Annotated in this window: 11 protein-coding genes; 4 read left to right on the top strand and 7 right to left on the bottom strand. The window is 67.5% G+C overall.

The window, feature by feature from the left end:
* The first annotated feature begins 33 nt into the window (after positions 1-33).
* From ACFVHY_RS05455 to ACFVHY_RS05440, 4 genes are all read left to right on the top strand, one after another.
* Positions 34-663, top strand: coding sequence for a TetR/AcrR family transcriptional regulator (locus ACFVHY_RS05455; protein ID WP_390269379.1), 630 nt, complete (start codon positions 34-36; stop codon positions 661-663).
* Positions 664-753: 90 nt separating this feature from the next.
* Entirely contained in the window at positions 754-1227 is a 474-nt protein-coding gene (locus tag ACFVHY_RS05450; protein WP_390269376.1) for a MarR family winged helix-turn-helix transcriptional regulator, read from the top strand.
* Positions 1228-1284: 57 nt separating this feature from the next.
* The gene (locus tag ACFVHY_RS05445) at positions 1285-2571 is read left to right on the top strand and encodes an MFS transporter (protein ID WP_390269373.1); all 1287 of its coding nucleotides are present in this window, start codon (positions 1285-1287) and stop codon (positions 2569-2571) included.
* Positions 2572-3007: 436 nt separating this feature from the next.
* Positions 3008-3694, top strand: a complete 687-nt coding sequence (locus tag ACFVHY_RS05440) for a hypothetical protein (RefSeq protein ID WP_390269370.1) — start codon at positions 3008-3010, stop codon at positions 3692-3694.
* Between the two features lie 9 nt (positions 3695-3703).
* Here the strand turns inward: ACFVHY_RS05440 and ACFVHY_RS05435 are convergent, their stop codons facing one another.
* The 7 genes from ACFVHY_RS05435 to ACFVHY_RS05405 form a co-directional block, all read right to left on the bottom strand.
* A complete protein-coding gene (locus ACFVHY_RS05435; RefSeq protein WP_374100822.1) occupies positions 3704-4351 on the bottom strand; it encodes a helix-turn-helix domain-containing protein in 648 nt (215 codons plus the stop codon).
* 95 nt (positions 4352-4446) lie between these two features.
* Positions 4447-5637, bottom strand: coding sequence for an NAD(P)/FAD-dependent oxidoreductase (locus ACFVHY_RS05430; protein WP_390269367.1), 1191 nt, complete (start codon positions 5635-5637; stop codon positions 4447-4449).
* A complete protein-coding gene (locus tag ACFVHY_RS05425; protein ID WP_390269365.1) occupies positions 5634-6965 on the bottom strand; it encodes an FMN-binding glutamate synthase family protein in 1332 nt (443 codons plus the stop codon). The genes ACFVHY_RS05430 and ACFVHY_RS05425 overlap by 4 nt, the downstream gene beginning before the upstream one ends.
* A gap of 529 nt (positions 6966-7494) precedes the next feature.
* The gene (locus ACFVHY_RS05420; protein ID WP_390269362.1) at positions 7495-8253 is read right to left on the bottom strand and encodes a protein glxC; all 759 of its coding nucleotides are present in this window, start codon (positions 8251-8253) and stop codon (positions 7495-7497) included.
* On the bottom strand, positions 8241-9137 hold the full coding sequence (locus tag ACFVHY_RS05415) for a glutamine amidotransferase (RefSeq protein ID WP_390269359.1): 897 nt from the start codon (positions 9135-9137) through the stop codon (positions 8241-8243). Before ACFVHY_RS05415 ends, ACFVHY_RS05420 begins: the two co-directional genes overlap by 13 nt.
* Before the next feature lie 64 nt (positions 9138-9201).
* A complete protein-coding gene (glnT, locus tag ACFVHY_RS05410) occupies positions 9202-10560 on the bottom strand; it encodes a type III glutamate--ammonia ligase (protein WP_390269356.1) in 1359 nt (452 codons plus the stop codon).
* 227 nt (positions 10561-10787) lie between these two features.
* On the bottom strand, positions 10788-12158 hold the full coding sequence (locus ACFVHY_RS05405) for an ammonium transporter (RefSeq protein WP_065631120.1): 1371 nt from the start codon (positions 12156-12158) through the stop codon (positions 10788-10790).
* Between the last annotated feature and the right edge of the window lie 41 nt (positions 12159-12199).

Raw genomic sequence — 12199 nt, 5'->3', positions numbered from 1 at the left:
TGAGCAAGGGAATCCCCCGGCAAGGACCGCGAGATGACACAGGTCGTCGACCGACAGGCCCGCATCGAGGCCCGCGCACGAGACAAGTTCCAGGCCAAGCGCGACGAGCTGGCCATGGCGACTCTGACGACGCTGGCCGAACTGGGGTACGCGCGAACGAGCCTGCGCGAGATCGCGCAGAACTCCGAGTACTCGCACGGCGTGTTGCACTACTACTTCACCGACAAGCTCGACCTCATCGCCCACGCGGTCCGGCAGTACGAGGCCGTCTGCGTCACCCGCTACGACGAGGTCGTGGCCCACGCGGTGACCGCGGACCAGTTGCGCGACGAGTTCGCCGACACCTTCTTCGCAGGCATGCACTCCGAGGCAGCCATTCATCGGCTCTGGTACGACCTGCGCAACCAGAGCATGTTCGACGACTCCTTCCGCGCGGACGTGATCGAGATCGAGCGCCGGCGCGAAGAGATGATCTGGCGCGTGGTGGAGAGATTCTGCGAGTTGTCGGGGACGCAGCCCGCGGTGACACCGGCGGTCGCCTACATCGCGCTCGACGGCATCTTCCAGCGCGGACTGCTCAGCGAGATCGACGGCCGGCCCGACGGCGTCGCGACCGCCCGCGAGGACCTGATCGCCTTCTTCAGAGTCGTGGGGCACCACTGACTGTCTGACGAGTCGAGCCGCACGTTCGTGCGCAGCGTCACAGCCCCCTGCCCTAATACTTCGAATCCCTAAGTATTAGACTCTCTAAACGTGTCCGCTTCCGACCCCACCCAGCTCGCCCAGACCCTGCGGCCGACGATCACCAGGCTCTACCTGGCCCTTCGTCGTCGCGCACCGTCGGTCGAGCTGACCGCGGCGCAGACGTCCGCCCTGAGCGTTCTCGCCGATCACGGGCCGATGCGGATGGGTGAATTCGCCACCCGCGAATCCATCCGCATGCCGACGGCGACGTCGGTGATCGACGGACTCACCAAGCACGACCTGGTCGAACGCAGACCTGATCCAGACGACCGCCGAGCCGTGCTCGTCGGCCTCACCGACCACGGGCGCACCCTCGTGCGGCAGATCCGCGAGGAGCGGGACGTCATCCTGACCGGTGCGCTCGCCGCACTCGACGATCAGCAGCGCGAAGCCATCGCCGCGGCCGGACCGGCCCTGCAGGCCCTGCGCGACCAGCTCGACAATCACCCGGTATCGCACCCCGCCCGCCCGGCGAGTGCGTGAGCGGCCCGGTCGCGGTTCGACGCCGCCGGCCGTCCGCCTGATCTGGCAGAGGAATCAATGACCGTCACCGAACACACCCCGGGCGACACCGCCGCGGTTGCGCGCGACACCACCGCAACCGAACCGTCGATGCTCGCCTCTCTGCGCGCCCAACCGCGCGCGGTGTGGATCACCGCCTTCGCCGCCGTCATCGCCTTCATGGGCATCGGCCTCGTCGATCCGATCCTGCACAGCATCGCCGAAGCGCTGAACGCCCCACCGGAGAAGCTCACGCTCCTGTTCGGTGTCTACGTCGGCGTCCAGTGCGTCGCGATGCTGCTGACCGGTTGGGCCGCATACCGTTTCGGGCCGCGACGCACACTCACCGTCGGGCTGGGACTCATCGTCGTCGCAGCCGGCGTCTCGGCCTTCGCCGACAACATCGACCAGCTCATCGCCTACCGGGTGATCTGGGGCCTCGGCAACGCGCTGTTCCTCGCCACCGCACTGGCTTTCATCGTCCAGTCCGCGGTCGGCAACCGCAACAGCGCCATCATGATGTACGAGGCCGCCCTGGGCATCGGACTGGCCGTCGGACCGCTCCTGGGTGCGACGCTCGGTGAATGGACCTGGCGCGCACCGTTTGCCGGTACCGCCCTGCTGATGCTCGCGGGCGCCGTCCTGTGCGCGTTCATGCTTCCCGCCGACGGCCCCCGGTCCGAACGGGTGCGCGTCCGGATCGTCGACCCGCTCAAGGTATTGCGCAACCGCACTCTGTTCGTCACGTCCGTGGGTTCTGCCTTCTACACCGGCGCGCTCTTCACCGTGATCGCCTGGGCGCCGATCGCGATGGGCCTGCGACCCATCTACGCCGGACTCGTCTTCTTCGGCTGGGGTCTGCTCACCGCGGTCGCCGGAGTCTTCGTCGCGCCGCTGCTCGCTCGGGTCGTCGGTGAGAAGGCCGGTGTCATGGTTGCCATCTCGACATACGGACTTGTCATGGTGCTGGCCGGGATCGGCACGTTCACCGGACAGATCTGGCTGATCGGCCTGGCCGTCATCCTCTCCGGCTTCCCGTCGGGCGTGCTCAACACCCTCTTCACCGACGTCGCGATGTCGGCCGTCGGCGGCGACACCCCGCGCTCGGTCTCGAGTGCCGGGTTCAGCTTCCTCCGCTGGATGGGCGCCGCGATCGCGGCCGTGCTCGTCGCGTACCTCGCGAAGTGGACCGGTTCGGAGGCGACACCGTGGTGGTTCGCCACCGGATACTGCGTCGTCGCCCTCGGCGCGGTGTCGCTGGCCAAGGTCGCCCACGACCACAAGGTCGCCGACGACGCCGCCCTCATCGGGGCCGAGGAGTTCTGAGCCTCCCGCGCACGCAGCTTCACGCTCCCTGTGCGCATGCGAGCCCGACCCCTGCTCCCTTCTAATCCGAAAGAACGCATATCCATTGCTCCCTGAGGTGCGAGGAGCGATAGCCGCCCCGGCCGAGCAAGCGACTAAGGCGCGCGTCGAGGTCAACGAGCCTCGGAAGGTTGGCGACGCATCTCACCAGGACCCTTCGTGACGGCCTCCGCAAGCTCCGGCCTCCTCAGGGAGCAGTAGTAGGGCTCGCCCCATTCACAACGGGTTCTTCGTAGTCCACGACGGCCGACAGGCCGCGGATACCGAGGAGCGACCCCTCCGCTCCCTGAGGAGCGGCCGGAGCTTGCGGAGGCCGCGTCACGAAGGGTCTTGGTGAGACGGCGGTGGATCTGCGAATCGGTGACCGTCGCGCGCATCGCCCGGTACCGTCCGCGGGGTGACGGATTCCAAGGTGATCGTTGCCATCCGGGGCGACGGGCCGAGCCGCACCGCTGCCGACGATCTCGTCGAGCGCTGTGCGGCGGCGGGGGCAACGCGCGTGCAGGTCAACCTCAGCGACGACGCGGTCTCCGGGTCCATGCGGATCGACGAACTCGACCCGCCGATCGGCGCCGTGCTCTCGTTCTGGGCGCCCGACACCGGGCCCGTACTCGCTGTCATCAGCGACGTGCTCGACGGTCCGATCGCCGCCTGGGAGGTCACCGCGCGGGCACCGCTGGATCCGGACCTGCCCGCGGACGGGACGCGGATCGACGCACTGTCCAACGTCGCGTTCCTGCGCCGCCCCGACGAACTCGACCGCGACGAGTGGCTTCGTCGGTGGCTCGACGACCACACCCAGGTCGCCATCGACACCCAGGCCACGTTCGGTTACGTCCAGAACATCGTCGAGCGACCGTTGACCGAGGACACCCCGCCGGTCGCGGCCATCGTCGAGGAACTCTTCCCGATGGCGGCGGTCAGCGACATCCACGCGTTCTACGGAAGCGGCGGTGATCAGCAGGAACTCGAGCGCCGGATGACCCTGATGCTCGAGAGCGTGTCCCGCTTCGGCGCGGACCGCCACCTCGACGTGGTGCCGACCTCGCGCCACGACTTCGACCTCAGCCGGTCGCGAACCTGAATCGGGCTGTCACACGGCCGAATCCGGGAACGCGATCACCGACAGGAAGCGCACCGGCAACTCGACGAGTTCGACGGGTCCATGCGCGCCCTCGCCGTCGAGCTGTAGCGAGTCGCCCGGGTGCATCCGGTACACCGAGCGACTGTGGGCGTAGTCCATCACGCCCTCGAGGACGTACAGGAACTCGGTTCCCGCGTGCTGGAACAACGGTTGGGTCACCGACTTCTCCGTCAGTGTGACGAGCAGACATTCCAGGCGTTTGTGCTCACCGCGCAGCGACCCGAGCAGCTCGTACTCGTGGCCCTCCCGAGACCCCTCGCGCACGATCTCCGAGCCCTCGCCCGCCTTGACGAACACCGCCGACCGCTCCATCTCCGCGCCGCGGAACAACGAGGTGACCGACACGTCGAAGCCGTTGGCCAAGCGGGCGAGCGTGCTGAGACTGCACGAGGTCTGCGCGTTCTCGATCTTCGACAGCATCGCCTTGGAGATGCCGACGCGAGTGGCCATGTCCCCCACCGACAGTCCCTGCTGACGTCGCAGGCGCCGCACGTTGTGCGCGATCGCCGTCTCGAGCTCCAACTCCTCGACCGACTGGTCGACAGGTCTCTCTCGCGCGGTGCCGGACTGATTCCGGATCAAAGGGTCGTCCGTCACGCCGCCAGCATAGTGAGAAACGACGTTTCCTGACAGTTGACACACGGCCCCACCCCAGTCGACGACCACGGCCTCGGATCATCCGTCGCCCCGGGTCAGCGCATCTCGCCGGCCCCCACGTACGGGAACCGCGTCCTCAACAGGTCTCCCTCGGCGAACCGTGAGAAACGGAAGTCCGACTCGGGGATACGCGGGTCGGCGCTGCGCCCGTCGACGACGAGATCGGCGATCAGCCGGCCGACCGCCGGCGAGATCTTGAACCCGTGCCCACTGAACCCGGCCGCCAGGACGAGCCCGTCCAGTGGTCCGGTGGAGATGATCGGATTCCAGTCGGGGGTGACGTCGTAGCACCCGGCGTAGCTCGTGGTGATGGCCGGATCGGTGAAGCCGGGGAATCGCGTACCGACCTTCTCGACGGTGAGGTCGATGAAGTCAGAGTCCGCGCGATTGCGGTAGGCGTCGGGATCGGCTATGTCGAGCGCCGCGAGATCGCTGTTGCCGAACAGGATCTCGCCCCGGACGTCCGGTCGGACGTACTGCAGCGACACCAGATCGGAGAAGACCGGCACCTCGCCGAGGTCCTCACCGGGGTGAATCATCACGATCTGTTCGCGGTGCACCTCGATCGGGATGTCGACCCCGTAGGGCGCGAGGAACGGTTTGGACCAGACACCGGTGGCGACGACCACGGTGTCCGCGGCGATCGTCGAACCGTCCGCGAGTCGGACTCCCGTCACCCGGTCGGCGTCTACGGTCAGGCCGGTCACGTTGGTGCCCTGACGAATTCGGATTCCCGTTGCCCGCGCCGAGGCCGCGAAGGCCTGCGCGGTCTGATACGCGTCCCCGTACCCACCGCGCTCTTCCCAACCGAAGGCCGCGAAGGGTTCGAGGTCGGCGGCCGGCCACATCGCGGCCACGTCGGCGGCGTCGATCTCCTCGGTCTGCACGCCGACCGCACGTTGCGCCGCGAGGCTCTTGCGCATGTTCTCGACATTGGGCTCGCCGACGCCGACGACATACCCGGTCTGACGGAATCCGATGTCGGAGCCGAAGATCTCCTCCGCCTTCTCGAAGACCTCGAGTCCGACCGCGGCCATCGCCGCCAGCGAACCGACGCCGTAGTGGCACCGCACGATGCCCGACGACTTGCCCGTCATCCCGCCGCCGACGGTGTCCCGCTCGCAGACGATCACATCGGTGATGCCGCGTTGTCCCAACGCCCAGGCGGCCGCCGCGCCCTCGAGGCCGCCACCGACGATGACGACCGAGGCGGTCTCGGTGCTCACAGGCCGGCCCCCGGAATCCAGTTCGTCCCGGCGAGCGGAACCCGGGCCATCGCCGACGCCTCGATCGAGATGGCGACGAGGTCTTCCGGTTCCAGGTGCTGCAGGTGCGCCTTGCCGCACGCACGGGCGATCGTCTGGGCCTCCATGGTCATCACACGCACGAAGTTCGCCAGGCGCTTTCCGCCGAGCACAGGGTCGAAACGCGCCGACAGTTCCGGGTCCTGCGTGCTGATGCCCGCGGGATCACGCCCGTCCTGGAAGTCGTCGTAGTAACCGGCGGCCGATCCCAGCGACTCGTACTCCGCGGCTAATCGGGGATCGTTGTCGCCCAACGCGATCAGTGCTGCGGTGCCGATGGCGACGGCATCGGCACCGAGGGCCATCGCCTTCGCGACATCGGCGCCGTTGCGGATTCCGCCCGACACGATGAGTTGGACGTCCCTATGAACGCCCAACTCCTGCAGGGCCTGCACCGCCTGTGGGATGGCGGCGAGGGTCGGGATGCCGACGTGTTCGATGAAGACGTCTTGGGTCGCCGCCGTTCCGCCCTGCATGCCGTCGACCACGACGACGTCGGCGCCGGAATGCACCGCGAGTTTCACGTCGTAATACGTGCGGGTGGCGCCGACCTTCACATAGATCGGCTTCTCCCAGTCGGTGATCTCGCGCAACTCGTTGATCTTGATCGCCAGGTCGTCCGGTCCGGTCCAGTCTGGGTGACGGCACGCGCTGCGCTGGTCGATTCCCTGCGGCAGGGTACGCATGCCCGCCACACGCTCGGAGATCTTCTGTCCCAGCAGCATTCCCCCTCCGCCCGGTTTGGCACCCTGGCCGAGCACGATCTCGATCGCGTCGGCCTTGCGCAGGTCGTCGGGGTTCATCCCGTATCGCGACGGAAGGTATTGGTAGACGAGGTGTTTGGACTGACCCCGCTCTTCGGGCGTCATCCCGCCGTCACCGGTGGTGGTTGAGGTACCGACCTCCGAGGCCCCGCGCCCCAGCGCTTCCTTCGCCCCGGCCGACAGCGCGCCGAAGCTCATCCCGGCGATCGTCACCGGGGTGGAGAGATGCAACGGGTACTTCGCATTTCGCGAGCCGAGGACGACGTCGGTGTCGCAGCGCTCGCGATAACCCTCGAGGGGGTAGCGGGACATCGACGCGCCCAGGAACAGCAGATCGTCGAAATGCGGCAGCTTGCGCTTGGCGCCCCAGCCACGGATGTCGTAGATGCCGGTCTCGGCCGCGCGCTGGATCGCGGCGATGGTGGTGCGGTCGAACGTGGCAGACTCGCGCAGGCCGCGCTGTTCGACGCTCAGGTTGTCGGTCATGGTGGTTCTCTTTCGTCGTGTGGTCGTGCGCATTTCACCTCCCTGAGGAGCCCCGGAGCCTGCGGAGGGGCGTCACGAAGGGTCTTCGCAACTCGTCTCGCCAGGACCCTTCGTGGCTCGTCGCTAACGCTCCTCGCACCTCAGGGAGCAAGGGTTTCGTGCCGTCGATGCTTCCCGACAAGCGAGCTTGCGAGCGTCCCCCTGATCCCTGAGGAGCCCCGGAGCCTGCGGAGGGGCGTCCCCGTGATCCCTGAGGAGCCCCGGAGCCTGCGGAGGGGCGTCACGAAGGGTCTTCGCAACTCGTCTCGCCAGGACCCTTCGTGGCTCGTCGCTATCGCTCCTCGCACCTCAGGGAGCAGGTGGTCGGCCGCGCTAACGCTCCTCGCACCTCAGGGAGCAGGGGTGGGCGCTATCACCGCTGAGGAGCGAGATTGCGAGCTTCACGAAGGGTCTCGCACGCTCGGTCCCCAGACCCTTCGTGACGCGTCCTCCGCAAGCTCCGGGCGCTCCTCAGGGAGCGGAGGACGGGTCAGTACGCGGAGGTGTTGTCGACCTTGAAGTGGTAGAGCTCGCGGGCGGAGCCGTAGCGGGTGTAGTCGCGGGGGTCGTCGTCGCCGAAACCGGCGGCCTTGAGCAACCCGGCCAGTTCCTCGAGGTGCTCGGCGCGCATCGGTTTGGCGATGCAATCGGCACCCAGCGAGGCGACCTCGCCCCGCACATAGATGCGGGTCTCGTAGATGGAGTCACCGAGACCGTCGCCGGCGTCCCCGCGGACGACCAGGCGACCCGCCTGCGCCATGAAAGCGCTGTTGTGCCCGACGTTTCCACCGACGACGATGTCGACGCCCTTCATCGAGATGCCGCAGCGTGCCGCGGCGTCACCCTCGACGACGAGGAGCCCGCCGTGGGCGGTGGCGCCGGCCGACTGGGAGGCGTTGCCCTTCACGATCACGCTGCCGCTCATCATGTTCTCGGCGACGCCGGTGCCGGCGTTGCCGTCGATGGTGACCTCGGCCTGCTGGTTCATCCCGGCCGCGTAGTAGCCGACGTGGCCGTTGATCGTGATCTTCACCGGGAGGTTGACACCCGCGGCCACGCTGTGGGCTCCGGCCGGGTTGTCGATGACGATCTCGCCGGAGATGTCCCCGTGCAGCAACGAGTTGATCTCGCGCAACGGGGTTTCGGCGAGGTCGAAGGTGTGATGGGGGTTCATCGTCTCAGCTTTCGCCGTGTCGTTCGAGGCGGGAACGATTGGGGTGGAGGGAAACTCGGCGGTCATCGCGTCCATGCGTAGACGACCTCCGGCTCGGGCTCCCAGATGCGGGCGTTCTCCACGCCGGGCAGTTTGGCCAGTGCGCGGTACTCACTCGCCATCGCCACCCAGTCGTCGGTCTCGGCGATCACGGCCGGCTTGCATGCGATGGCATCGCGGACCACCGCGAACGAATCACGATTGGACACCAGCAACGTGTAGAAACCGTCGAAGGTCGCGCACACCTCTTTCAGTGCCGTTTCCACGTCCTTGCCCGCCGCAAGCTGGTGTGCGACGAAGCGCGCCCCCACCTCCGTGTCGTTCTCACTGTCGAACTCCACTCCAGCAGCGCGCAGTTCACGCCGGATGGTCGCGTGATTCGCAAACGAACCGTTGTGGACCAGGCACTGTTCGGGGCCGACCGCAAACGGATGGGCTCCCGAGGAGGTGACCGCCGATTCGGTCGCCATCCGGGTGTGCCCGACGCCCTGCCATCCCGACGCCGCGGCCAGGCCCCAGGATTCGGTCAGGTCACGGGGTGCGCCGACGCCCTTGAGGACGGTCAGGTCCGACCCGAAACCGGCCACCAGGGCCTGCGGGTATGCGGCCCGGGCGGCGGCCAGCAGCTCGTCGGCCGGCGCCGGGGCGGAGGCCACCAGCGTCACGTCGATCGTCTGTGCCGCGACCGGCACGCCGAGGGCCGCGCTCAGCGTCGTGGACACCTCGTCGGGGAGAACGTCGAGTTCGAGGAGGGAGATGCAGCCATGTCCGGACGGTGCCCACCTGGGGTTGCCGTAGACGGCGATACCCGCCGAATCCGCGCCACGGTCTTGCATCTCGCCGAGCATCCCGGCGAGCATCTCGCCCAGCCGGGGGTGAAGGTCAGGGTTGCGCAGGTGCAGCCCGACGATTCCGCACATGATCAGTTCCTTACGTCGATCGATGAATCTCGTGGAGAGTTCTTGTGTTCTGGGGGAAGGACGGTCAGAACGCCGTCAGGTACTTGTCGACCTCCCACGGCGTGACCGCCGCGTGCCAGTCGAAGAACTCGTCGCGTTTGAGTCCGGCGAAGTATGCCGAGACCCGCTGCTCGTCCCCGGGCCAGTCCTCGGGAAGCGCGGCGTCGAGCGTGCCGGCGACGACCCCGTCGGCCTCCAGCGCCTCCACCGCGTGCAGGAGGGTGAGCGGCAGTTCGGCGATGTGACCGGGGCAGTTCCCGACGGCCCCCGGGTCCAGACTCCGCTTGATGCCGTCGAGTCCCGCACCGAGCAGCGCGGCGACGGCCAGGTACGGATTCGCCGACCCGTCACCGCCACGGAGTTCGACGCGTTGCTCGTCGGGCACCCGGATGTAGTGGGTCCGGTCGTTGCCGCCATAGGTGGCCCGCCGCGGGGCCCAGGACGCACCCGAGCGCGTCGCCGTCGCACCGGTTCGCTTGTAGGAGTTGACCGTCGGTGCGATCACGGCTTGGAGCGCGGGTGCGTGTTCCAGAATCCCACCGATGAACCCGTACGCCGTCTCCGACAACCCCAGTCCTCGCTCGTCGCCAGTGACCTGCGGGAACACCGGCTCGCCCGCCTGCGTGAGGGACAGGTGGAAGTGCAGACCCGACCCGGTGCGCTCCGCGAAGGGCTTCGGCATGAAGGTCGCGATCATGCCCTTCTCCGCAGCCAGGGCGGAGAGCAGGTACCGGAGCGTGACGACGCGATCGGCGGTCGTGAGCGCGTCGGAGTAGGCGAAGTTCTGCTCGAACTGGCCGTTCCCGTCTTCGTGGTCGTTGGCGTAGTTGCTCCACCCGAGTTGGTTCATCGCGGTGGACACGGTGGTGAGGTGGTCGTACATCCGGGTGAGACCGCGGACGTCGTAGCACGGCTGGTCGGAATCATCGGCGGCGTCGGCGGTCACCAGCGAGCCGTCGGCGGCCCGTTTCAGGAGAAAGTACTCGACCTCGGCGCCGACCCACGGCTCGAAACCCGCGTCCGCGGTCTGCGCGATGAGCGCCTTGAGGATGTTCCGAGGCGCGAACGGCCACGGCTTGCCCTCGACATGGGGATCACACTGAACGACCGCGAGCCCCTCCTTGATGAACGGGATGGGCAGGAAGGACCGGACATCGGGGATCGCGATGAGATCGGGATCCTTCGGCTCCTGGCCGATCGCGCCGACCGCATATCCGGCGAAACCTACTCCCTCGGTGGCCAATTCGTCCACCGCTTCCACCGGCACCAGTTTGGCGCAGGGCTTGCCGCGGAGGTCGACGAACATCGCCAGGATGAACTTGGTGCCGTGCGTCGCGCAGAGATCGGCGAGTTCGCCGGTCGTCGTCTCGGTGGTTGTCATCATGTGCTCCGGGGTCGACTCTAAGGGCTTTCGTTCCGCATGTCCACTCGCGTGAACCAATGTCTACTATTAGTAGACCCGGAGGATGTTTCGTCCCTGTTTCGACTCCGTGAGCGGTGGGTGTCAATCTGTCCGGCAACGTTTTCCACGTCCTCGGACGCACAGCGCTCGGGGGCCCACCGTCGAACGGTGAACCCCCGAGCAGTTGCCGAACCGATGACCGGTATGGATCAGACCCCGGCCGGTGGCGCCGAGGCCGGAGTCGACGGCGGCATCGCCTCCTCCACCTTGTCCGCGGCGCGGGCCGGCGACATGGTCGCGAGTCCGCCGGCGTGACCGACCGAGGCGGCGGGGATCTCGTACGCCGTCTCCGCGTGGACCGCGGTGTCGAGGCCGACCATCTCGGTCTCCTCGTCGACGCGCATGCCGATGAGCTTGTCGAGTCCCTTGGCGATCAGCCAGGTCATCACGAACGAGTACGTGCAGGTGATGACGATGCCGGCGAGTTCGCGCCAGACGATGTCGACCGGTCCGCCGAACAGGATGCCCTGCACACCGGCCGGCGCGGCCTCGGTGGCGAACAGCACGATGCAGATGGTTCCGACGATGCCGCCGATACCGTGCACCGCGAAGGCGTCGAGCGTCTCGTCGATCTTGAGCTTGCTCTTGAAGCTGAGCAGGAACGCCACGACCGCCGCGGCGAAGATGCCCACGAGCAGCGCACCGAGCGGTGCCATGCTGCTGGCCGCGGGGGTGATCCCGACGAGGCCCGCGACGGTGCCGGTGATCATCCCGAGCGAGGTGACGTGCCCCTCGCGCCACTTCTCGATGATCGCGAAACCGATCATGCCCGCCGAACCGGCCAGCAGTGTGTTGAGGATGACGGCCTGCGCGAGGAAGTTGGCGCCGAGCGCGCAACTGCCGTTGAACCCGAACCAGCCGAAGAACAGGATGCCGCCACCCATGATCGTCATCGGCACGTTGTGCGGGCGCTCCATCCGCCGCTTGCGCGCACCGAGCACCACCGCGAGGGCGAGGGCCGCGACACCGGCATTCATGTGGACTGCGGTGCCGCCTGCGTAGTCGACGATCTCGAGGTCGTTCAGCAGGAAACCGCCGCTGTAGTTGTCGTCCACGTCGGCCGCGAAGACCCAGTGCGCGACCGGGAAGTACACCACGATGAGCCAGATCGGCGCGAAGACCAGCCACGCCGAGAACTTCATCCGGCCCGCCGCGCCGCTGGCGACGATGGCGATCGTGATGGCGGCGAACAGGATGAACCAGGCTGCGAAGTAGAGCGTCTGGGTGGCACCGGAGGCGTCGTCGGTGAGCCAGTTGGTCAAGCCGATGTAGTCGGTCGGGTTGCCGATGAGGCCCCACCCGCCCACCGACGGACCGGACACCAGGCCGTGCCCGATCACGACGTACAGGACCGCCGTGATCGCCAGGGTGGACATGACCATCGTCATGATGTTGAGGACGTTCTTCGATCCGACCATGCCCCCGTAGAAGAAGGCCAGGCCCGGGAACATCAGCAGGACGAAGACGAAGGCCGCCAGCATCCATGCCAGGTCGGCATTGGCGGCGAGTATGGGTTCCATGAGCGATCTTTCGGTTCTGGGACTCTACGAGAAGTCGGGTG

The sequence above is a fragment of the Gordonia sp. NPDC127522 genome (assembly GCF_042672305.1).
In the GTDB taxonomy this organism is placed as follows: Bacteria; Actinomycetota; Actinomycetes; order Mycobacteriales; family Mycobacteriaceae; genus Gordonia; species Gordonia hongkongensis.
This window is presented reverse-complemented; position numbering and strand designations above follow the sequence as displayed.